At 35.5% G+C, this 21,192-nt stretch carries 24 protein-coding genes and 2 tRNA genes; 23 read left to right on the top strand and 3 right to left on the bottom strand.

The features are described from left to right. Positions 1-64 precede the first annotated feature (64 nt). The 6 genes from AC4BB5_RS05690 (at position 65) to AC4BB5_RS05715 (ending at position 6,489) form a co-directional block, all read left to right on the top strand. The gene (locus AC4BB5_RS05690; RefSeq protein WP_490458405.1) at positions 65-337 is read left to right on the top strand and encodes a hypothetical protein; all 273 of its coding nucleotides are present in this window, start codon (positions 65-67) and stop codon (positions 335-337) included. Further along, on the top strand, positions 334-1,425 hold the full coding sequence (locus AC4BB5_RS05695; protein ID WP_490458406.1) for a DUF871 domain-containing protein: 1,092 nt from the start codon (positions 334-336) through the stop codon (positions 1,423-1,425). The genes AC4BB5_RS05690 and AC4BB5_RS05695 overlap by 4 nt, the downstream gene beginning before the upstream one ends. 40 nt (positions 1,426-1,465) lie before the next feature. Beyond that, positions 1,466-2,593, top strand: a complete 1,128-nt coding sequence (gene anmK / locus AC4BB5_RS05700; RefSeq protein ID WP_490458407.1) for an anhydro-N-acetylmuramic acid kinase AnmK — start codon at positions 1,466-1,468, stop codon at positions 2,591-2,593. Between the two features lie 118 nt (positions 2,594-2,711). Beyond that, entirely contained in the window at positions 2,712-2,882 is a 171-nt protein-coding gene (locus tag AC4BB5_RS05705) for a hypothetical protein (RefSeq protein WP_490458408.1), read from the top strand. Beyond that, positions 2,879-3,322: a MurR/RpiR family transcriptional regulator gene (locus AC4BB5_RS05710; protein ID WP_490458409.1), complete on the top strand. Its 444-nt coding sequence runs from the start codon at positions 2,879-2,881 to the stop codon at positions 3,320-3,322. The genes AC4BB5_RS05705 and AC4BB5_RS05710 overlap by 4 nt, the downstream gene beginning before the upstream one ends. Positions 3,323-3,873: 551 nt before the next feature. Beyond that, a complete protein-coding gene (locus tag AC4BB5_RS05715) occupies positions 3,874-6,489 on the top strand; it encodes a putative mucin/carbohydrate-binding domain-containing protein (protein ID WP_490458410.1) in 2,616 nt (871 codons plus the stop codon). A gap of 115 nt (positions 6,490-6,604) precedes the next feature. Here the strand turns inward: AC4BB5_RS05715 and AC4BB5_RS05720 are convergent, their stop codons facing one another. Then, entirely contained in the window at positions 6,605-7,633 is a 1,029-nt protein-coding gene (locus AC4BB5_RS05720; RefSeq protein ID WP_490458411.1) for a lactonase family protein, read from the bottom strand. Positions 7,634-7,821: 188 nt separating this feature from the next. On the opposite strand from AC4BB5_RS05720, the gene clpX reads away from it, so the two are divergent. Then, entirely contained in the window at positions 7,822-9,075 is a 1,254-nt protein-coding gene (clpX, locus tag AC4BB5_RS05725) for an ATP-dependent Clp protease ATP-binding subunit ClpX (RefSeq protein WP_490458412.1), read from the top strand. A 245-nt stretch (positions 9,076-9,320) separates the two neighbouring features. Further along, positions 9,321-9,902 carry a ribosome biogenesis GTP-binding protein YihA/YsxC gene (gene yihA, locus AC4BB5_RS05730; protein WP_490458413.1) on the top strand — a complete coding sequence of 194 codons (582 nt, stop codon included), beginning with the start codon at positions 9,321-9,323 and terminating at the stop codon, positions 9,900-9,902. A 42-nt stretch (positions 9,903-9,944) separates the two neighbouring features. On the opposite strand, the gene AC4BB5_RS05735 is transcribed toward yihA, so the two are convergent. After that, positions 9,945-10,094 carry an SPJ_0845 family protein gene (locus tag AC4BB5_RS05735; protein WP_490458414.1) on the bottom strand — a complete coding sequence of 50 codons (150 nt, stop codon included), beginning with the start codon at positions 10,092-10,094 and terminating at the stop codon, positions 9,945-9,947. A gap of 209 nt (positions 10,095-10,303) precedes the next feature. On the opposite strand from AC4BB5_RS05735, the gene yidD reads away from it, so the two are divergent. The 15 genes from yidD to AC4BB5_RS05810 all read left to right on the top strand — a co-directional run bounded on the left by yidD (position 10,304) and on the right by AC4BB5_RS05810 (position 20,392). After that, positions 10,304-10,594, top strand: coding sequence for a membrane protein insertion efficiency factor YidD (gene yidD, locus AC4BB5_RS05740; RefSeq protein ID WP_490458415.1), 291 nt, complete (start codon positions 10,304-10,306; stop codon positions 10,592-10,594). Positions 10,595-10,612: 18 nt separating this feature from the next. Next, positions 10,613-11,488 (top strand): ROK family protein, encoded by an 876-nt coding sequence (locus tag AC4BB5_RS05745; protein WP_490458416.1) that lies wholly within the window; start codon positions 10,613-10,615, stop codon positions 11,486-11,488. A gap of 248 nt (positions 11,489-11,736) precedes the next feature. Then, on the top strand, positions 11,737-12,903 hold the full coding sequence (locus AC4BB5_RS05750) for an ABC transporter substrate-binding protein (RefSeq protein ID WP_490458417.1): 1,167 nt from the start codon (positions 11,737-11,739) through the stop codon (positions 12,901-12,903). A 114-nt stretch (positions 12,904-13,017) separates the two neighbouring features. Then, entirely contained in the window at positions 13,018-13,896 is an 879-nt protein-coding gene (locus AC4BB5_RS05755) for a branched-chain amino acid ABC transporter permease (RefSeq protein WP_086280998.1), read from the top strand. A 9-nt stretch (positions 13,897-13,905) separates the two neighbouring features. After that, the gene (locus tag AC4BB5_RS05760) at positions 13,906-14,874 is read left to right on the top strand and encodes a branched-chain amino acid ABC transporter permease (protein WP_490458418.1); all 969 of its coding nucleotides are present in this window, start codon (positions 13,906-13,908) and stop codon (positions 14,872-14,874) included. Continuing rightward, the gene (locus AC4BB5_RS05765) at positions 14,855-15,631 is read left to right on the top strand and encodes an ABC transporter ATP-binding protein (RefSeq protein ID WP_490458419.1); all 777 of its coding nucleotides are present in this window, start codon (positions 14,855-14,857) and stop codon (positions 15,629-15,631) included. Before AC4BB5_RS05760 ends, AC4BB5_RS05765 begins: the two co-directional genes overlap by 20 nt. After that, complete coding sequence (locus tag AC4BB5_RS05770) at positions 15,631-16,332, top strand: ABC transporter ATP-binding protein (RefSeq protein WP_490458420.1); 702 nt, start codon at positions 15,631-15,633, stop codon at positions 16,330-16,332. The genes AC4BB5_RS05765 and AC4BB5_RS05770 overlap by 1 nt, the downstream gene beginning before the upstream one ends. A gap of 4 nt (positions 16,333-16,336) precedes the next feature. After that, positions 16,337-16,990: a CBS domain-containing protein gene (locus tag AC4BB5_RS05775; RefSeq protein WP_490458421.1), complete on the top strand. Its 654-nt coding sequence runs from the start codon at positions 16,337-16,339 to the stop codon at positions 16,988-16,990. A gap of 238 nt (positions 16,991-17,228) precedes the next feature. Further along, positions 17,229-17,807, top strand: a complete 579-nt coding sequence (locus AC4BB5_RS05780; RefSeq protein WP_490458422.1) for a hypothetical protein — start codon at positions 17,229-17,231, stop codon at positions 17,805-17,807. A 1-nt stretch (position 17,808) separates the two neighbouring features. Next, positions 17,809-18,579, top strand: coding sequence for a class D sortase (locus AC4BB5_RS05785; RefSeq protein ID WP_490458423.1), 771 nt, complete (start codon positions 17,809-17,811; stop codon positions 18,577-18,579). Positions 18,580-18,597: 18 nt separating this feature from the next. Then, complete coding sequence (locus tag AC4BB5_RS05790; RefSeq protein WP_490458424.1) at positions 18,598-19,452, top strand: hypothetical protein; 855 nt, start codon at positions 18,598-18,600, stop codon at positions 19,450-19,452. 144 nt (positions 19,453-19,596) lie between these two features. Further along, positions 19,597-19,830, top strand: coding sequence for a DUF2969 domain-containing protein (locus AC4BB5_RS05795; RefSeq protein WP_490458425.1), 234 nt, complete (start codon positions 19,597-19,599; stop codon positions 19,828-19,830). A gap of 90 nt (positions 19,831-19,920) precedes the next feature. After that, positions 19,921-20,001, top strand: a tRNA-Tyr gene (locus AC4BB5_RS05800). Between the two features lie 9 nt (positions 20,002-20,010). After that, positions 20,011-20,082, top strand: a tRNA-Gln gene (locus tag AC4BB5_RS05805). A gap of 124 nt (positions 20,083-20,206) precedes the next feature. After that, entirely contained in the window at positions 20,207-20,392 is a 186-nt protein-coding gene (locus tag AC4BB5_RS05810) for a hypothetical protein (protein WP_490458426.1), read from the top strand. A 71-nt stretch (positions 20,393-20,463) separates the two neighbouring features. Here AC4BB5_RS05810 and AC4BB5_RS05815 read toward each other — a convergent pair whose 3' ends face one another. Then, the gene (locus AC4BB5_RS05815) at positions 20,464-21,072 is read right to left on the bottom strand and encodes a TetR/AcrR family transcriptional regulator (protein ID WP_490458427.1); all 609 of its coding nucleotides are present in this window, start codon (positions 21,070-21,072) and stop codon (positions 20,464-20,466) included. Positions 21,073-21,192 lie beyond the last annotated feature (120 nt).

Genomic DNA, 21,192 nt, shown 5'->3' on the forward strand with positions numbered 1-21,192 from the left:
AATATCTTTTTGATGAATTTTCGTTCCATTATTTCTTTTGAAGTAAGGAGTTAGGAGACCAAAAATGACTAAGATAGTGTTTATGATTGTGAGTGTTTTATTTATGATTGTCGGTTTGATAATAACGCATTATTTAAAAAAGAAAAATTTGTTACCTAATCGCTGGTTGATCGGCTGTTCCGTTTTTTTGATTGCGTTGATCCCAAGTCTCTTGTTTCCAACTATGCCAGAAATAATCAAACAGACAATTTATGCCATCAGTGGTTTGTTAGCCGTTGTTTTTTTTGAAAGTAGCCGTTTACTAGCGGAGCAAAGTAGAATGGAGCAAAATCAATGAGAAAATTAGGTATTTCAGTTTATCCAAACCATAGCAGTGTTGCAGAGATCAAAGCTTATATGGACTTAGCGGCGAAATATAATTTTAAACGTATTTTCACTTGCTTATTATCTGTAGATGAAGGAAAAGAGCAGATTTTAAACGAATTTAGAGAGACGATTTTTTATGGAAAAGGGTTAGGAATGGAAGTGATTGCGGATGTTAATCCTCGAGTTTTTGGAGAATTAGGGATCAGCTATAATGATTTGACTTTCTTCAAAGAAATCGGTGTAGATGGAATTCGTTTAGATATGGGGTTTACAGGTAACGAAGAAGCGATTATGACGTTTAATGAGCAGGAGTTGGATATTGTGTTGAATATTAGTTCTGGCACACGTTATCTAGAAAATATCTTAAGTTATCAAGCAAATACAGATAGATTATTTGGCTGTCATAATTTTTATCCTCACCGTTATACGGGATTAAATTATGAGCATTTTTTTGCAACATCAGAAGTCTATAAAGAACATGGAATTGGAACAGCAGCACTGATTAATTCTCCCACAGCAACAATTGGCCCCTGGCCAGTGGAAGAAGGTTTGTGCACGTTAGAGATGCACAGAACATGGCCGATCACGACGCAAGCGAAACATCTGTGGGCAACGAATGTGATCGACGATGTGATCATTTCCAATGCGTTTGCTTCAGAAGAAGAGTTAAAAGCGTTGAGTGAAATCGATCCGTATCGTTTAACATTTGATTGTATGATTGACCCAGAAACACCAGAAGTAGAAAGAAAAATTATTTTGGATGAGTTTCACTTTAATCGTGGGGATATTTCTGATTACGTTATCCGCTCAACGCAAAGTCGAGTTAAATATAAAGGACATGAGTTTGCTCCGTTTAACACGATTGATATGGAAATGGGAGACATCATTATAGAGACCTCTTTATATGGACATTACGCAGGAGAACTGCAAGTGGCTATACTACCAATGGAAAACTCCGGAAAATCCAATGTTGTTGGAAAAGTAGTAGAAGATGATCGAGTTTTATTGTCTTACTTACGACCGTGGCAGAAATTTGCATTTCGTGAAATAAAGAAATGAACGCAAACAGAGATAAAATAATAGAGTAAAGGAGACAATCATGGTTTATGCAATTGGTTTGATGTCCGGAACATCTTTGGATGGGGTTGATGCAGCTCTAGTAGATATATCTGGTAAAAACGAAAAAACAGCTGTTAAGCTGATCGATTTTTCAACGATACCTTTTACCGAGCGAACTCTTCAAAGGATACGAGACGCATTATCATTAGAAGAATCGGACGTGGAAAAAATTTGCTCATTGAATATTGAGTTAGGGGAAATCTTTGCCCAAGCTGCTTTAGGGGTTTGTGAGAAAGCTGGAATTTCAACAGCAGAGTTAGCTTTTATTGGTAGTCATGGACAAACGCTTTTTCATATTCCTTATGCCCGTGATCGTGTTTATCCATCAACTTTGCAAATTGGTGACCCAGCAGTCATTTGTGAACGTACGAAAACAACGGTGGTCTCAAATTTTAGGGAAAGAGATATGGCAGTGGGAGGGCAAGGTGCACCGATCGTTCCTTATTCAGAATATGTGTTATACCAAAAAGTGGGAATAACAAGATTATTACAAAATATTGGTGGAATCGGTAATGTCACAGTTATTCCTAAATCGGGAGAAATAACAGATATGATCGCTTTTGATACTGGGCCTGGTAATGTCATCATGAATGAATTATGCCTACACTTTTTTAATCAAGAGTATGATAAAAATGGCTTTTATGCCCGTCAGGGAAATGTTGATAGGCGATTACTAAAAGAACTGATGGCCCATCCATTCATTAAAAAAATGTATCCTAAAACAACTGGACGTGAAGATTTTGGTAAGCAATTTACAATGAACTTACTAGAAAAATGGGCAATTTCACCTAACGATTTGATTGCAACTGCAACGATGTTTACCGCTAAATCAATCGCAGAAGCAGTTAGACCCTTTGTAAAAGGAAGGACCGAGCTGATTATTGGTGGTGGAGGTAGTTACAACCAAACATTGGTGTCTATGATAAAAGGTGAGTTGCCAGATGTTCAGGTTATGATACAAGAAGAAATAGGATTTTCCTCAGAGGCAAAAGAGGCGATAGCAATGGCAATTTTAGCAAATCAAACCATGCAACACTGTCCAGGAAATGTTCCAAGTGCAACGGGGGCAAAAAAATCAGTGTCTCTAGGCAGTATTACTTATTACTAAAATAAATTACTTTTAGGGCGAATGAAATGTATTCGCCCTTAGTTTGCATATCTATTGAAAAAAGAGCGAAGGGGTTAACGTAATTAGTGGCGAAAGTATTCAGGGAAGGACAATGAGTATGTTAGACATATTGCCGAATTCTGAAAGGAAAATAGGTAAGATTGTCTTAAAGAATCCTTCAATGGTGATCGAAATGACAGCATCAGCATTATCAGAATATGCAGGAACTAGTTCAGCTTCAGTGATTCGTTTCTGTAAAAAATTGATGCACCAAGTTATACTTAATTGAAAATCCGTCTGTCTGCAGAAATAGAAACACCTATTTACCAAGAGGACTCAGATATTACAGCTAATGAATCGGTAGATGAAATCAAGACAAACCTACTAGGCAATGCGTATCAATCGATGCAAGAAACTGCAGGCTTATTGAAAGAGCAACGAATTGAAAAGATTGTTGATCTTTTAGTAGCAGCACCAATTATGTATGTTTTTGGTATTGGAGCGTCCTATTTAGTAGCGGAAAATATTGCCAAAAAATGGAATCGCATTAGGAAAACGGTTGTTTGTGTGCAAGATCCACATGTTCTAGTAACGATTTTAGTGGCTGCACCAAAAGAGGCGATATTTTTTTTGTTTCACATTCTGATGAAACAAAAGAAGTCCTGTTTTGTTGGATGTTGCGAAAAATCATCAGTTAAAAACTATTGGGTTATCCCGGTTTGGAAATAATAAACTAGCAAATCAAGCTGAATATTCCATACAGACAAACGGTACTAAGAAGTGCGGCTACAATGTCATTACATGATCAATTTATAGTTGTTGATGTATTATTTTATTCTTATGCTTCACGGAACTTTGAAAAAACTATTGAAATGATTCAGGATTCAAAATTCGAAGTTAGGAAATATAAGAAATAATGAATAGAAGTGTGAAGGAAGAATGTTTTTTTAAAAAATAAAATAACAAATTAATTTAAGATATGATTAAATATCATTAAGATTTTACTATTTCACAAAATACACCTTATTGAAATACATATATAGTCACAACAATAAAAATTATTAGAATTATTATTTCATTTTTCAATTATAACGGAGGAATAGAATCACATTGTTTTAGAAAAATAAATAACGTTGACTTATCTAAATAGGGAGATTATAATTTGAAACGAATAGCTATTGTTTTATGGATAATAGCTATTTTTTAATTCATAATAGCAAGGTAAAAAAGCTATTTTTGAATTAAAATATAATTATGGTAAAAAGGAGAATGTAAGGGAAATGAAAAGAAAATGGCTATTTGGATTAATTGTTACAGTTTGCTTCTTTTTAAGTGGGCCGTCTGTATTTGCAGATACAGGCAAACAAGAAATCAAAAGTATTGAGGAACCTACATGGTTGTTCAAAGCGGGTATCAGCAAAGGAAAATACCATGATCGACAAGATCTAGGATTTATTCTAAAAGAAAATGCGGTTATAAAAATACGTCAAACAAATTCAGAATTTAAAAATCAATTGACGGTAAGATTGTTATCAAATGGTTCAAAAAAAGAGAAATCAGCCAAGGTTGGTTCAGGGTGGGTTACTATTTCGGCTAACTCAGCGACAGTCCCATTTATCGATACTCCCTATGGTGGTCAGTCAGCAGAGATTGAATACCAAATCGATGATGAAGGATCTAAAAAGCCTTTACCAGTTTTTGAAGAAAAAAGTAATCAAACACAGTTTTTCGAGTCATGGGATAAGTATGATAGTGATTTTGCATTAATCAAAGGGAAGAGTTTTCAACTATTCTTGCCTAAAATCGACAAAGAAAAAGTTAGAACATTAAAAGATTTTCAATCGATTGATGGCTTGATTGCCTTCTATGAAGATATATTTGCCAAGTATAATCAGTATATTGGTCTGGATAATTCAGCACCAGAAAATAGGGAAAGTCAGAATCGTTATTTTTTAAAAGCCGATGAAAATGGCGCTGGTGGAGCGTATTATGGTACAAACTGGACGGCTAATACCGCTAATAATGCTGAAATGTGGCTAAAAAGAAATAATTGGGGATTACTTCATGAAATTGCCCATGGTTATCAAGCAGGATTTGATGGAAAAGGAATGTATACAGGTGAAGTTTCTAATAATTTGTTTGGAGTTCAGTATCAGTACGACACATACGGAAAGCAAGCAGATAACATGACATGGCTTTTTAATTTTGGAAAACGGGTTGAAGTGGACAATGGGTTGTATAAACAAGTTATAACGGATGGGAAAGGCTATGGAGATATCGAAGATCATCGTTATCGTCTTGTACTTTTAACAATGATGAAACAAAAAGCCGGTAAAGAGTCGTTTGCAAAAATGTATCAAGAGTATCGGAAAATGGCTACTCAGTCAAACTTTAAAGAGCAAGAGCATCCATTGCCAGATTTAATGAATAAGTATTATAGTGAAACAAGCAGATTTGATTTTTCGCCTGCTTTAGAAAAACTAAAATTACGAATAGAACCACATCAAGCAGAATTACATCGAGCTAGAGGATACCGACCGGTTGCATCATTGGTTGATGTTGTGCCTAAAGGACAGTTGGAAGCAGCTCGGAAAGTAGTAGATCCGTCGATTTTAATCAATAGTGATTTTGAGGTAGTGGATAACCAAGCAATTGCTCCTTTAGGATTAAAAGGCAACCTTACAGTAAAATTAACTATAGATAATATAGCTATCCTAAAAGACAAAAAAGTACTGCTCAAAGACGGTGATAAAGTTGTTGGAGAAACGATTGTAAAAAATGATATGATCCAATTTACGAACGTACCAAACGGTATTTATTCAATTGAAACTCCAAATGATCCTAAAAATGGTTATATGGTCGATAAACACTATGTTTATGTGAAAGAACAAGTCAATAATGCGACGATTCATTTCAAAAAAATCAATGCGCCGACCATTTTGAATGAAAAAATTGATTTTTTAGGTTTAGGGAATGATTTATTTGCTGAGTTTGAAACTAATCTAGATGAGAAAAAAGCAATGTTTACGCTGCTTAATAAATCACCTCATTCTTATTATGCTGGTGAAAAATATGCGTCTATAAAGGTTTTGGATCAGTCTGGTACAATTGTTTATTCTAAGGAGATAGAAGGAAAGAATAATCAAATTGGAAAAGATCTAATTCCTTTTGATGTAGGGTATCAAGTCATTATATTCCATGATGAAACAAAAAACCGCTTGCTTGGGTCGACTGAGATAATCAATAAAAATAATAAAGAAAATAAATTAGTAATGACGAAATTCGGATTGAAAAATAATGAGTTTACAACCGATACGGAAATGACATTTTTAGATACAATTGAACAACTTGCTGATGGAATCGTTGCGTCAGAAGAAATCAAAAATGCGGATCACTCCAATCAAAAGAGCCAGTTATATGCTGCAATTCAGTATTTAAATGAACCCTATAAAACTGATTTTTTTGAAGCTTATCATGATCTATTTAAGGAAACTGAACAAGAAAATATCAATAATTATTTAATATCATTAAGTGGTTCTCGAAAAAAAGTCTTCTCGGAATTGTCAGTTGATATAAAAAATAATAGTTTTTCTTTAGTTACTTTTGGTGGTAGTTTGTATCCATCTAATATATCAAATATTAATGCGAGAGATTCAGTAAGCATCATAATCAAAGATAGTAGCGGAAAAACCAAATATTCAAAAAACTACTTGTTGAAAACATATTATGCCTCAGAAGAAGGTACAACAACACTTATAAAGGATGACACTGTTTCCATACGTACCAAAGCATTTGTAACCGTTGATGTAAAGAATTTAACCACTGATGAGAGCAAAAGTTATTACAAGGATATTACTTTTAAGGTTACGGAAACAGGACTAGAACAAGTTAACTAATAAGTTTTAGTTTTTACAAAAAAATTTGATACACAAATAAATCGATTTTCCCTATTACCATTTAACAACGGTCAACAGGGAAAATCGATTTATTTAATTATTTCAAGTCATTGGTTTATTTAAAATACACACACACGCATTCGGGTGCATAAATATCTTTTTGGATCATTTCTAAAAGACCGGTCTGCTCATTGCGGCGATAAAGCGTTAAATTATCCGTATTTTGATTTGCTGCAACAACAAATTTACCAGAAGGATCTAAATCAAAGTCTCTTGGAATCTCGCCTTCAGTAGAAATCAATTGCACACGTTCTACTTTGCTACCATTTTCAGCTGTTGCAAAAACAGCAATCGAATCATGGCCTCGGTTCGATGCGTACACGAAACGGCCATCAGTCGAAATACGAATGGCTGCTCCCCCGTTAAATTCATTAAAACCATCGGGTAAAGTTGTTACTTTTTGTACTTGTTCAAATGAACCGTCTGCGGTATTGTAGGCCAACACAGTAACCGTACTATCTAACTCACCGAAAAGATAAGCAAATCGATTATTTGGATGGAAAACTAAATGGCGAGGACCTGTTCCAGGTTCAGCTACATATTGAGCAACCTCGGATAATTTACCTTCTTCGCTAACGTCGTACGTATAAACACGATCAGTACCAAGATCACAAACGACTAAACGGCGATCTGGTGTCAAATCAGTGTAATGAACGTGAGCATTGTCTTGGTTCTCATGAGGACCAGTAGCTTCGTCATGAATGATTTTGTCGGCATCCTCTAGATGACCATCGGCTAAAATACGGTAAACATGAACGATTCCTTGATGATAGTTTGCACCAAAAACAAGTTGTTTTTCCTCATCAATAGCAACATAACATGGGGGAGCGCCAGCTTCAGTTACTTTATTGATTAAGTCAAAGTGACCATCAGCATTTTTGTAAACGGCCATACCGCCTTCACCATCAACAGAAGTGACGTTGAACAAGTCACCTTTTTGATTTAAAGCCAAGTATGTCGGACTAGTTTCTTCTATTAATAAAGTTGCATCAGAAAGTATTTCTTTTTCTGTATCTAGCACAATTTGATAAATACCCTTACTTTCTCTACGTGTATAAGTCCCTAATAAAATTTGTTCTAGCATGAAATTCCCTCCATTTTTATTGCCGATTTGAAGAAATCAGCAATTGATTTAACTCCTTTAGTATACCATAAGAATTCTTATATTTATGAAATCTTTACAAATCCAATGTTCGCATTTTCACTTGATTTATGCTATTATATTCTAAGACTGTAACGACAGTCATTTTTAATTTTAGAGGGGTGACACGCATGTACGATAATACAAATAGCAACAATGGTGCAGTTCGCTGTTCATTCTGTGGTAAAACACAAGAAGAAGTGAAAAAAATCGTTGCTGGGCCTGGTGTCTATATTTGTAATGAATGTATCGACTTATGTAAAGAGATTATTGATGAAGAATTTTACGACGAAGCCGTACGTGAATTAACGGATGTCCCAAAACCTCAAGAAATATTGGATGTCTTAAACGAATATGTAATTGGACAAGATCAGGCAAAACGCTCATTAGCAGTGGCTGTCTATAATCACTATAAACGTGTAAATCAATCAGAAAATTCAAGCTCTGAAGAAGTAGAATTGCAAAAGAGCAATATTTGTTTAATTGGACCAACGGGTTCTGGGAAAACATTTTTAGCCCAAACATTGGCTAGAACGTTGAATGTCCCATTTGCTATTGCAGATGCGACTAGTTTGACAGAAGCAGGATATGTAGGAGAAGATGTAGAAAATATCCTATTGAAGCTATTACAATCTGCTGACTTCAATGTTGAACGAGCTGAAAAAGGGATCATTTATATCGATGAGATTGATAAAATTGCTCGTAAGAGTGAGAATGTTTCGATCACAAGAGATGTTTCTGGTGAAGGGGTTCAACAAGCCTTGTTAAAAATCTTAGAAGGAACTGTTGCAAGTGTGCCGCCACAAGGTGGACGTAAACATCCTCATCAAGAATTTATTCAAATCGATACAACGAACGTGTTGTTTATTGTTGGTGGTGCCTTTGATGGAATCGAAAATATTGTTAAAAATCGTTTAGGCGAAAAGACAATCGGTTTTGGTACCAAAAACAGTAAGCTGAACGAAGACGAAAGTGTTATGCAGCAAATTATTCCCGAAGATCTATTGAAATTCGGTCTGATTCCTGAGTTTATCGGGCGCTTACCAGTAACGGCTGCTTTAGAGAAGTTGACAACTGATGACTTGGTTCGCATTCTAACTGAGCCAAAAAATGCATTAGTTAAACAATATCAAAAATTATTGTCTTTAGATGATACAGAATTAGAATTTGAGACAGAAGCTCTTCGTGCAATTGCTAATAAGGCAATTGAACGTAACACAGGAGCACGTGGATTACGTTCAATTATCGAAGAGATTATGATGGATGTGATGTTTGATGTACCATCAGATGATACGATCCAAAAAGTCATTATCACTGAAATGGCCGCTGAAGGTACGGGCAAACCAGCGATTGTTTATGACAAGAAAGACAAAAAAGCTGGGTAATTTTAAAAGACTAAAAAGTAGAGACATGTCTCTACTTTTTTACTGATTTTTATGAAGTAAAGTTATCTAGCTTCGTGAGCCAGTTACTACGTACTGCTTCGAGCTCATCAATCTCTTAGGAGGGGGAAGGTCTCAAGGAAAAGCCGAAACACGATTGAGATAATGAACATCTCGGCCATGTTTTCCTATTTTCCTGTCGAGTCTGAACGAGCTCATTCAGCTTTTAAACTTAGGAGGTTAGTGCTATGAATGTTCATAACGCAGAAATTATTATTAGTGCAGTTTCACCAAAACAGTATCCAGAGACAGAGCTACCTGAAATTGCTCTAGCTGGTCGTTCGAATGTGGGGAAATCTTCATTCATCAACACGCTGATTAATCGTAAAAATTTAGCGAGGACCTCTGGGAAACCAGGAAAGACTCAAACGCTTAATTTTTATCTTATTGAGGATGCTTTGCATTTTGTTGATGTTCCAGGGTACGGTTATGCCAAAGTCTCTAAGACAGAACGGGCTAAGTGGGGCGAAATGATCGAAACTTATATGACCACAAGAGAACAATTAAAAGCTGTTGTTTCTTTGGTTGATTTACGTCATGCGCCGACTCAGGAAGATATTCAAATGTATGAATTCTTAAAATACTATGACATTCCCGTTATTGTTGTAGCAACGAAAAAAGACAAAATTCCTCGTGGTAAATGGAACAAGCATGAAAGTATTATAAAAAAGGCCATGAACTTCGACAAATCAGATGATTTTATTCTTTTTTCTTCACAAACAAAAGAAGGTAAAGAAGAGGCTTGGCAAGCCATTGAGAAGTATTTATAAAAAATGCATTGACCACTCTTACGAGTGGTCAATGCATTTTCTTTATTGTTCTTTTTTCTTGTCTTCTTTTTGTTCAGCTTTCGCTGCTTGTTTTTCTAATTCTTCTTTTGGCATTTCTACTTTTTTAGGATCTACTGCAAAAGAATCAAACAATTTATCTAAATCATCAGTACGTTCAAATTTTAAGCCCATCGTTAATTTACTCCATTTCGTTTTAGATTGAACAGAAGCTGTATTTCACAACTACTTTTCTCCAGTTTAGCATCCTTTTGGAAATTTGAATAGGTTTCTTTTGCAACCGTTACAAATTTTTATAAAAATATTTTTACTTTCAATTTGTAAACTTGCAATCAATTATAAAACAAGGTATAGTTTTTTCGAATAGAGAAAAGAGGGAAGAAATGGCAAGAAATGTTTTTGTCGGAATGGTTCGCGGGTATCAGCGTTTTATTTCCCCTGGGCTACCAGCTAGTTGCCGCTATTACCCAACGTGCTCACAATATATGATCGATGCGATCCAGACACACGGCAGTATTAAAGGGATAACAATGGGAACGGCAAGATTTTTAAGGTGTCATCCACTGACAAAAGGTGGGATCGATTACGTGCCGTTGAAGTTTAGTTTAAAAAGAAATCCGGATCAGGAGTATCATGGTCCCTATAATTATAGAAGGAACAAGCACAATAAATAGATGAAGGTGGGTTTATGGATGGCGATTTTAGCATTTGATTTTGGTGGTTCAGCAGTAAAATATGGAGTTTGGAATGGACAAGAAATGCTCGGGAAAGGGAAATTTACAACACCAAAATCGTGGGAAGAAATGAAAGTATCATTGTTAACTGTATTTGATGGTGTTGACCAAGAGTTAGAAGGTGTGGCTTTAAGTGCACCTGGCGTGGTTGATGTTGAAAAACAAATGATCAACGGAATTTCAGCAATTCCTTATATTCATGGATTTAATATATTTAAAGAACTGGAAGGCCTATTCAAACTTCCTGTAGCCATCGAAAATGATGCGAATTGTGCTGGGATGGCAGAGATTTATGAAGGAGCTGCAAAAGGCAAAAAAGAAGTGGCTTTCGTTGTTATCGGGACTGGAATTGGCGGTGCGATTTTCCATAATGGCCAAATTGCTAAGGGAGCTCATCTTTACGGTGGTGAATTTGGTCTGATGTATCTTAATGAAGGAAAAACCTTCAGCAAATTAGGAACAGCAGTGCAAATGGCGTGGCGTTATTGTAAACGAAAAGGTGTCGATAAAGAAGCCTTTTCAGGAGAAGATGTGTTTAATTTAGCTGAGTCTGGTGATGAAGTGGCACTGGAAGAAGTGAATAATTTTTACGAGTATTTGACTCAAGGTCTATTTAGTATTCAATTTTCTCTTGATCCTGAAATGATTGTATTAGGTGGCGGAGTTTCTGCTAAAAAAGGGCTGTTAGATGAAATCAATCGACGAATGAAAGAAAAGCTTGAGCACTTTGAGTTAAATGATTTTGTCCCGGAAATTGTGACTTGTAAATATGAAAATGATGCAAATTTGATTGGAGCAGCAGCTAACTTTGTAGCTTATCAAAATAAAAAATAATCAAGAAAAAAAGGTCTTCTTCTCTAATACAAGGAGCCTTTTTTTTGTGAAAATAGAGAAATTATTCAGCTGTTACAAGTAACGAACTATTTTTAATAATTTGAATTATAGAAATTTTCTGAAAATTCATTGACAATTCATTCTTTTTTGATTATATTTGTATACATACTTCTTTAATAATTATATACGCGAAGAAAATTATCAGGCTTTACGAATTCGTTTAGCTTTTAAAACAAGGGGGAAACAAGATGAAAAAATTTAGCTTTTTATTTGCTAGTCTATTTTTGTTAGTAGCATGTGGTCCAGCAGCTGGCGGAGGCGCAAGCGGTGGTGGAAATAAGGTTGAAGGTGATACGATCAAAATTGGTATGAATATGGAGCTTTCTGGAGACGTTTCAGCATATGGGAATGCTGAAAAAGAAGGAATTACATTGGCTGTAGAAGAAATCAATGAAGCCGGTGGTGTTTTAGGGAAAAAATTGGAATTGATCGAGAAAGACAATAAATCAGAAAATGGCGAAGCCACATCTGTTGCGGCTAATTTAACTGCAAAGGACAAAGTAGTGGCAGTCGTTGGACCAGCGACATCTGGTGCGACGAAAGCGACAATTCCTAATATGACTAAAGCAGCGGTTCCTGTAATCACACCTTCTGGGACGGATGACAGTATCACTGTTGTAAATGATAAAGTGCAAGAATATATTTTCAGAGCATGTTTTCAAGATACATTCCAAGGAGTTATTCTAGCGAACTTTGCGCAAGATAACTTAAAAGCAAAAAATGTGGTGATCATTGGAGATAATTCAAGTGATTACGCAATCGGATTAACGAAATCATTCAAAGATACCTTTAAAGGAAAGATTGCTAAAGAAGAAACTTTCACTGCAGGTGATAAAGATTTCCAAGCAATCTTAACAAAAATCAAAGACCTTGATTATGATGCAATTTATATCCCAGGATACTATGCAGAAGCTGGCTTGATCATCAAACAAGCACGTGAAATGGGAATCGACAAACCCATTCTTGGTGCTGATGGATTCGGCGATGAAAAATTAGTTGAAATCGCTGGAGCAAAAAATGTTTCTGATGTGTATTACACAGGACACTTCTCAGAAAAAGCTCCTGCGACAGATAAGGTAAAACCTTTTGTTGAATCATTCAAGAAAAAATATGATAAACAACCCTCTGCTTTCAACGCATTAGGTTACGATTCTGTCTACATGCTAAAACAAGCAATGGAAGACAAAGACTCAGCTGATTCAAAAGACATTACTGCGGGTCTAGCTTCATTAAAAGACTTTGTCGGTGTAACAGGGAAAATGACAATGGACAAAGATCACAATCCTGAAAAATCAGCAGTAGTTTTAGGGTTGACAGAAGGAAAAGAAACTTCTGCGGACGCTGTAAATCCTTAGTAACAAAATTTTTGATATGAAACTTAAAGAGGGTGAGACAAGGTTCCGCGTTTTGTCCATCCTCTTTTTTCTTTAATTAAATAGCAAATATTCTAAATATTGGAAGTGATAAACATGGAAGTAGTTATCCAACAACTAGTAAATGGGCTTTTTCTCGGTAGTATTTATGCCCTATTAGCTTTAGGGTATACAATGGTTTATGGAATCATAAAATTGATCAACTTTGCCCATGGAGAAATCTATATGTTGGGCGGTTTTATGGGGTATTTCTTTATCAACAAATTAAGTTTAGGTTTTTTCCCAGCCTTGATTTTGTCAATGGCAGGGGCTGCGGTAATTGGTGTGGTGATTGAATTTTTAGCATACAGACCATTAAGAAAATCAACAAGGATTGCAGCGTTGATCACAGCGATTGGGGTTTCGTTTTTACTACAAAATGGCATGATTTATTGGTTAGGTCCTGAAAAAAAATCTTTCCCACAAGCAATTGAGTTTAAAAATTATCAATTAGGCTTTATTCAGATTTCAAATATTCAAGTACTTATTTTAGTTATTTCTTTAGTGTTGATGATTGCTTTGCAGTTGATTGTTAAAAAAACGAAAATGGGCAAAGCAATGCGTGCTGTTTCTGTTGATGCGGATGCCGCACAATTGATGGGAATCAATGTCAATCGTACGATTTCATTTACTTTTGCGTTAGGTTCTGCTTTAGCAGCAGCTGCTGGTATGCTGATAGGACTGTATTATAATTCTATTGATCCGATGATGGGTGTAGTTCCAGGACTTAAATCATTTGTTGCCGCTGTTTTAGGTGGTATTGGAATCATCCCTGGTGCAGCATTAGGCGGTTTTGTGATTGGTTTATTAGAAACAATCACAATTGCTCTTGGATTTTCAGATTATAAAGATGCAGTCGTATATGCATTATTGATTATTATTTTATTGATCCGTCCTGCTGGAATTCTCGGCAAGAACATCAAAGAGAAAGTGTAGGTGGTCTGCATGAAAAAGAATGTAAAATATAATATTGTTTGGCTTTTAATTGCCGCTATTGCCTATGCTTTTATTTACATATTATATGTAACAGGTGTCATAACGCCGTTCACTGAATATACGTTGATCACGATCGGGATCAATATTATGTTGGCGTTGGGCTTAAATTTGATTATTGGTTTTTCTGGACAATTTTCTTTAGGGCATGCAGGATTCATGGCGATTGGTGCATATAGTGCAGCAATCATGTCCGTAAAATATCCGACTATGGGTGGTTTTTTTAGTGGAATTTTGTTAGGGATTATTTTGTCAGGAATCGTTGCATTGTTGGTGGGGATTCCAACGTTGAGATTAAAAGGAGATTACTTAGCGATTGCAACGTTGGGCATTTCTGAAATCATCCGGATTATTATAATCAATATGAAAGATGTAACAAACGGACCAGCTGGGATTTTTGGAATTCCACCAATGGTTAATTGGTCAATGGTTTTTGGTTTTGTGGTGATTGTGACATTGATCATCGTTAATTTTATTCATAGTGGCCCTGGGCGTGCAACAATGGCGATACGTGAAGACGAAATAGCGGCAGAATCCATGGGAGTCAATACAACAAAATACAAAGTTGCTGCCTTTATTATCGGCGCAATTACAGCGAGTGTAGCAGGTGCTATTTATTCGAGTTACGTCCAAACGATTGCTCCAAAAGATTTTGGTTTTATGAAATCAATCGATATTTTGATCATAGTAGTTTTTGGTGGAATCGGTAGTGTTACAGGAACATTTATCTCAGCAATTGTGTTAGGGATTTTGAATATGTTCTTACAGGATGCAGGAGCACTTAGAATGATCATATATGCTTTAGCATTGATCATTATCATGATTTTCAAACCAGGTGGATTGCTTGGAACCTGGGAATTTTCAGTAAAAAAAATCTTCAAGAAAAAGGAGGACAAATCGAATGCCTCTATTGAACGTTAATAACTTAACAAAAAACTTCGGCGGACTTGCAGCTGTTTCCAATGTTAATCTTTCTTTGGAAACAAATGAACTGATTGGTTTGATTGGTCCTAATGGAGCCGGGAAAACAACACTATTCAATCTTTTGACTGGTGTTTATGAACCGAGTGAAGGGACAGTAACCTTGAATGTTTTAGGAAAAGAACATGTGTTAAATGGGATGAAGCCATATAAAATTGCAGATATGGGGTTAAGTAGAACTTTCCAAAATATTCGTTTATTCAAAGATTTAACTGTGATGGATAATGTGTTGATTGCAATGAATAGTAAGAATAAAGAAGGAATCTTCTCAAGTATTTTACGTTTACCAACTTTCTATAAAAAAGAAGAGGAAATGGAAAAGAAAGTACTGGAGCTTTTAGCAATTTTCGGGTTAGAAGGAAAAGTTCAAACGTTAGCAAAAAATCTTCCATATGGAGAACAAAGACGCCTAGAAATCGTGCGTGCTCTAGCTACACAGCCTAAAGTATTGTTCTTAGACGAACCAGCAGCAGGTATGAACCCACAAGAAACTGCAGATTTAACTGAACTGATTAGAAAAATTCAAAAAGAATTTCAAATCACGATTGTTTTGATCGAACATGATATGAGTTTAGTCATGGATGTTTGTCAAAGAATTTATGTTTTAGAATATGGTAGAATCATCGCTGAAGGAGAACCGGAGGCAATTAAAAATGATCCTCGTGTGATCGAAGCTTATCTTGGAGGTGAACTATAATGTTAACAATCGACAACTTATCTGTGCATTATGGTGTAATCCAAGCAGTGCGAGATGTAAGTTTTAACGTAGAGCAAGGAGAAATCGTTTCATTGATTGGAGCTAATGGAGCGGGCAAAACGACAATTTTAAGAACGATATCCGGATTAAATCGCCCGTCGAATGGGACGATCACATTTGAAGGTCAACAAATTCAAAAAATGGTTCCGCAAAAAATTGTAGCTTCAGGACTTTGCCAAGTGCCAGAGGGAAGACATGTTTTTTCTGGATTGACGGTGCAAGAAAATTTAGAAATGGGCGCTTTTTTGAGAAAAGATGGAGACTTAAAGCAAGATTATGAAATGATTTTTGAACGATTTCCGATTTTGAAAGAAAGAAAAAATCAAGATGCTTCTACTTTGTCAGGTGGAGAACAACAAATGTTGGCAATGGGGAGAGCTTTGATGTCTAAACCACGCTTGTTGTTACTAGATGAACCGTCTATGGGGTTGGCACCGATTTTTATTCAGGAAATATTTAACATCATCCAAGAGATCAATAAGCAAGGAACAACAATATTATTAATCGAGCAAAATGCAAAAATGGCTTTATCCATTGCAGACAGAGGCTATGTTTTAGAAACGGGTGAAGTTGTTTTAAGCGGACCAGGAAAAGACTTATTGGAAAGTGAAGAAGTCAAAAAAGCATATCTAGGAGGTTAACAGCATGAGTGTAAGTGATTTTATGACTAGAAATTTAATTGTTGCTCAACCAGAAATGAAAATATTTGACGCCGTCGATTTGATGAAAAAAAATAATATTCATCGTTTACCTGTAGTTAAAGGTGAACAAATTATAGGCTTGATTACAGAAGGAACGATTCAATCAGCGATGCCATCAAAAGCAACAAGTTTAAGTGTGTACGAAGTGAACTATTTGTTAAACAAGACAACTGTAGCCGACATAATGGTGAAAGACGTTCAAACAATTCAACCAGAAGCTTCCTTAGAAGACGGTGTTTTTAAAATGCGTCAAAATAATATTGGTGTGTTACCTGTTGTTGATGGAAACGAAACACTTGTTGGAATCATAACAAATAATGATATTTTTGATGCCTTCTTGAAAATTACTGGGTATAATGATGGAGGAACTAGGATCCAACTTCGCATACCAGAAGATCACAAAGGCATCTTAGCTGATATTACCAAGTTGTTGGCCAATAATAATTTTAGTATCCTAACAGTTGTGGTCAACCGAAAAGAACTAGAGACAATTATTGAACTACAAATCGAAAGTCGTGAGACAGAACAAATTGAGAATATCTTGAAAAAAGCTGGCTATGATATTTTTGAAGCAACATTTCTATCGAAAAAAGTATAAAAAGTGCACAACAGCAAGAATTTATATGGATTTTATTTGCTGAAAACAGTTTGACTATTATTAAGGCATATGATAATTTTATATAGTGAAGTACGTTTATTGAAGTCAGAATATTAAAGCGTCTCATTCCTTTAATATTCTTTCATTATGCCCTGTAAAACTAGAGGGGTTGTTGGTGGTATAATTTTTACAGACATTCTGTAATTGATTATAAATATTTAAGATAGGAGGAATAAGAATGAAAAAAGTTATCGGATTTATTATTGCTGTGGTAGCAATTATGAGCTTTGCAACAACTGCTTCAGCAGATGGAGCTATTTCAGCTACAGAGCAGCCTGTACTTAACGAATTAAATGCTGGCGCAACAATCGGCGGCAAAAAATTCAGTTTTGGTGCAGCTGAAACAAATGCAGCTTCTAACCACTTGAAACGTGTTGATTTGACACAAGCTCAAGCGGACGAAGCAGTGAAAAACATTCAGGCGGCTCGTGCTTTGGTTGAAGGAGTATCTGTTGATACATCAGGTGTTAATTCACTTGGAGATGCACTTAGACTATTGCCAGCTAACGTAATTTCTCAATTACAAAGTTATGTTGCTGCTGCTGGAAATGCGGTAGGTGTTAAAATCACTTTTGGAGCAGGTGGAACTTACTCTGCAGTGACAATCACTGATACGGCAGGTGCTCCTGTTTACAAAACTGGAAATCCAGTAAAAAATACAGGATCAAACTACGTATTAAGTGGAATTACTTTTGGTTCATTGATCGTGGCTGCAGCAGGTGCAGTATTCGTGAGCAGAAAGAACAAATTAGCATAATATGAAACAATTAAAAAGAGTAGGGGCATTTATTTACGTGCCTCTTCTCTTTATGTGTTTTGGCTACCTCATTATTTACATAATTGGTGCACCTGTCATTAACTTCGCTTCTTCAGCAGTTGAATTGATCTCTTTAAATGATGCTCCATCTTTTGATCAAAAGGGGACCAACCTTTTTGAAAAAAGAACAGACAAGAAAGACCCAGCATCTTCAGACAAAGCAACGGATAGAACTGGTAAACAAGCAACTAGTGCAGCTGACAGAAAATCAACAGAAGCAATTGCAGCGGGTATGCAAGTGTCTGAAAAAGGAGAATTATCTTCCTCAAATATGGTCTACCCTGTAGGGGGAGATCAATTTGGTGAAATCATAATCGACAAAGTCGGAATTAATGAACCATTGTATTATGGAGATAGCGAAGAAATTTTGCGCTTAGGCGCAGGACAATATATCGGCAGTATGATTCCAGGAGATCTTGGAACGACCTTGATCGGTGGACATAATATGCCTTCCTTTGGGAAAATCTATTACTTAGAAGTGGGGGATGAAATCAATATTCATACTCACTATGGCGACTATACTTATCAAGTGACAGAAAGAAAAGTTGCTGATTACAAAGATCCAACAATCAATACAAAATTAGGGGACCGCACAAAAAGATCACTGATTCTTTATACTTGCTATCCATTAGATGCAATTGGGTTAACACCAGAACGTGTTTTTGTTTCTGCTGACTATGTATCTGGCCCTATCATCGACGAAAAGTCATAAAGGAGGAGAATCAGTCAGATGAATAATCGCGGACATTTAATGAAAGTAATATCTCGCTTCTTTCTTGCTTTTTTATCCTGTGTATTTTTATTTGCATTCTTGATTTTATTAACATTAAGATTAACCCTCTTTAGTGAAAACTATATTACAAAACAAGCGGTAAAGGCAGATTATTATTCGCAATTAACAAAAGAAATAAATCGACAAGTCGAAAATAGCGCTTTAGGCAGTAATATTCCAGAAGGAATCTTGGGACAAACGATCAATAAAGAATTCGTTAAGCAAGATGTTGAAGCCTATTTTAAGGCAATGTACAATACGGGGACAAAATATTCTATTTCTAATGAGAAAAAAGTACATGATGCTGTTTCTAAAGCAATCATAGCTTACATGAAAGAAAAAAATATTCAGACTACTCCAGAATCGGAACGTGCTATAGATGGGCTGTCAGACAATGCTGTAACAATCTACAAAGGATATATCGAATTACCTTTTTTAGTTTCATATGGACGTAAAGTTATGAACTATAAATCAAAATTAGTTGTTTTTATGGTCATTTGCGGCGTTTTATGGGCTCTCTTAAGTTTCTCCCTATATTCTTCATTAAGAGGCTATATCCATCGTCTATTGAGATATTGGGCGTATATGTGGGTAGGTAGTGGTTTGATGATGATTGTCGTTCCTACAGCAATATTATTGCAAGGATCTTTGAAAAGATTGGCTATCCAATCGAAAGCGATGTATGATTTTATCCAAACTTATTTATCAAGTTTTCTATGGTTGTTTATCGTTATTGGAATTGTTTCAATTCTGGCAGGTATTGCTTCAGCGGTATTTAGTGAGATTAAAAGAAAGCGACTATTTAGTTCGTAACCAATACAAAAAATTTATAAATTTAAGATAAACAAGTTTCGAGTTAATATTGAAATGATACGAAGTGGAGCAGAACCTATCGAGTTTTGACCCACTTTCTTTTTTTTGCGGAACATGATAACATAGGTTCTTGGAGGGATGACGATGTCAAAGAAAAATAAAGATATAGAAGTAAAAATAGAAGAATCAGAAAAAAAAGTCAATGGTGAAGTAATCACTGTCAATACACTGACAATTGGCAAAAAAGAAATAGGTCAAATCTTAGCTCAAGACGCAAAAAAATTTGCTGTAGTGATTGATGGTCGCAATGAAGCCACTGTGAAAACGCTTGATGAAGCAATTGAATACATTATTCGCCAATGGAATTTAAACGACTAAAATAAATAACAACTTTTTTTAGAAAAAGGCTTGCAATTTATTCAAAAGTTTTGTATTATAACTAAGTCAGGTTTTTTACTAAAACCTTTTGGAGGAATAGCGAAGTGGCTAAACGCGACGGACTGTAAATCCGTTCCTTAGGGTTCAGTGGTTCGAATCCACTTTCCTCCATTTACTTATTGGGGTATCGCCAAGCGGTAAGGCAACAGGTTTTGATCCTGTCATGCGTTGGTTCGAATCCAGCTACCCCAGTTTTTTATTAGAACAACTCAATTAGAGTTGTTCTTTTTTTTTGATAAAAAATCCACAGTAACTTTTGTTCTCTTTTTTTAAAATATATGATAAAGTGTATGAAAAAGCATGAGGAGTGAATCAGATGAGTATTAAAGACAAAATAACTGAAACAGCTGAAAAAGTCTATGACTTAGCGCGTGAAGGAAAATACGATGTGAAAGTCAATCTTTTTTCTAAAAAGAAAAATATGGAGGGCACAAAAAACATTCAAATAGTATCCGCTAGAGACACAGCACATACTAAAAAGTGGCGTGCCAAAAATCGTTAGTCGATGAAAGAATTAGCCTGAAACAACACATTATTTTTATGTTGTTTCAGGCTATTTTTTATTTTTAGACATTATTTATCGATCTCAAGTCCTAAAACAGTTAGGTGACCATTTCCTACTAGTTTTATAACAAGCCTAGCTAAATGGTTAGGAGACATGTCTGTGTCACTTGTAATCCACCAATGGAGCGTTCCTATAAATATAGAAGTCATATATTCGATGATAAAATCGATGGGTACTTCAATGTCATTTTCGGTGATTTTTAACTTAGAAAAAATATCTGCGTATTTTTCATAAATGATATCTGCTAATTTTTTTCTTAATAATTCATTTGAGCTGCCGTCCATAATAGTCAAAAAGAAGCTTTTGTTTTTTTGAATATTGACGTAGATATGGGCAAGGAGAAACTCAATTTGTTTTACTTTGATTCGATTGCTAACGATAATTTGCTCAGTATCGATAACAGAAGTAAAGGCATTGATTGCAAAATCGAAAATTTGTTCATAAAGGTCTTGTTTGTCTTTGAAATGAGCATAGAAAGTTGCACGATTAATCATCGCTTCATCTGCAATGTCTTGGATCGTGATACAGTCATATCCTTTTTCGTCTACTAAGTGAAAGAAAGCTTCGATTATCATTTTGTGTGTTCGTTTTACCCGCAGGTCCGTTTTCTTCGACATAAAAAATTCCTTCCGAAATAATCAACAGTTTTCAAAAGTTTGTTGCTTATCTCACAAATTTGGGTGTTTTGCTAGTTGCAATTAAATTAGAATCTTTCTAAAATATACATAAGTATTATA

It is taken from the genome of Enterococcus sp. AMC1252 (assembly GCF_058216515.1).

Coding starts and splice junctions, on each gene's coding strand:
- AC4BB5_RS05780 (WP_490458422.1), top strand. CDS start 17,229: ATGAAAAAAGTTATCGGATTTATTATTGCTGTGGTAGCAATTATGAGC.
- AC4BB5_RS05745 (WP_490458416.1), top strand. CDS start 10,613: ATGGCGATTTTAGCATTTGATTTTGGTGGTTCAGCAGTAAAATATGGA.
- anmK (WP_490458407.1), top strand. CDS start 1,466: ATGGTTTATGCAATTGGTTTGATGTCCGGAACATCTTTGGATGGGGTT.
- AC4BB5_RS05775 (WP_490458421.1), top strand. CDS start 16,337: ATGAGTGTAAGTGATTTTATGACTAGAAATTTAATTGTTGCTCAACCA.
- AC4BB5_RS05735 (WP_490458414.1), bottom strand. CDS start 10,094: ATGGGCTTAAAATTTGAACGTACTGATGATTTAGATAAATTGTTTGAT.
- AC4BB5_RS05810 (WP_490458426.1), top strand. CDS start 20,207: ATGAGTATTAAAGACAAAATAACTGAAACAGCTGAAAAAGTCTATGAC.
- clpX (WP_490458412.1), top strand. CDS start 7,822: ATGTACGATAATACAAATAGCAACAATGGTGCAGTTCGCTGTTCATTC.
- AC4BB5_RS05785 (WP_490458423.1), top strand. CDS start 17,809: ATGAAACAATTAAAAAGAGTAGGGGCATTTATTTACGTGCCTCTTCTC.
- AC4BB5_RS05770 (WP_490458420.1), top strand. CDS start 15,631: ATGTTAACAATCGACAACTTATCTGTGCATTATGGTGTAATCCAAGCA.
- AC4BB5_RS05705 (WP_490458408.1), top strand. CDS start 2,712: ATGTTAGACATATTGCCGAATTCTGAAAGGAAAATAGGTAAGATTGTC.
- AC4BB5_RS05765 (WP_490458419.1), top strand. CDS start 14,855: ATGCCTCTATTGAACGTTAATAACTTAACAAAAAACTTCGGCGGACTT.
- AC4BB5_RS05750 (WP_490458417.1), top strand. CDS start 11,737: ATGAAAAAATTTAGCTTTTTATTTGCTAGTCTATTTTTGTTAGTAGCA.
- AC4BB5_RS05790 (WP_490458424.1), top strand. CDS start 18,598: ATGAATAATCGCGGACATTTAATGAAAGTAATATCTCGCTTCTTTCTT.
- AC4BB5_RS05755 (WP_086280998.1), top strand. CDS start 13,018: ATGGAAGTAGTTATCCAACAACTAGTAAATGGGCTTTTTCTCGGTAGT.
- yidD (WP_490458415.1), top strand. CDS start 10,304: ATGGCAAGAAATGTTTTTGTCGGAATGGTTCGCGGGTATCAGCGTTTT.
- yihA (WP_490458413.1), top strand. CDS start 9,321: ATGAATGTTCATAACGCAGAAATTATTATTAGTGCAGTTTCACCAAAA.
- AC4BB5_RS05715 (WP_490458410.1), top strand. CDS start 3,874: ATGAAAAGAAAATGGCTATTTGGATTAATTGTTACAGTTTGCTTCTTT.
- AC4BB5_RS05760 (WP_490458418.1), top strand. CDS start 13,906: ATGAAAAAGAATGTAAAATATAATATTGTTTGGCTTTTAATTGCCGCT.
- AC4BB5_RS05690 (WP_490458405.1), top strand. CDS start 65: ATGACTAAGATAGTGTTTATGATTGTGAGTGTTTTATTTATGATTGTC.
- AC4BB5_RS05720 (WP_490458411.1), bottom strand. CDS start 7,633: ATGCTAGAACAAATTTTATTAGGGACTTATACACGTAGAGAAAGTAAG.
- AC4BB5_RS05695 (WP_490458406.1), top strand. CDS start 334: ATGAGAAAATTAGGTATTTCAGTTTATCCAAACCATAGCAGTGTTGCA.
- AC4BB5_RS05815 (WP_490458427.1), bottom strand. CDS start 21,072: ATGTCGAAGAAAACGGACCTGCGGGTAAAACGAACACACAAAATGATA.
- AC4BB5_RS05795 (WP_490458425.1), top strand. CDS start 19,597: ATGTCAAAGAAAAATAAAGATATAGAAGTAAAAATAGAAGAATCAGAA.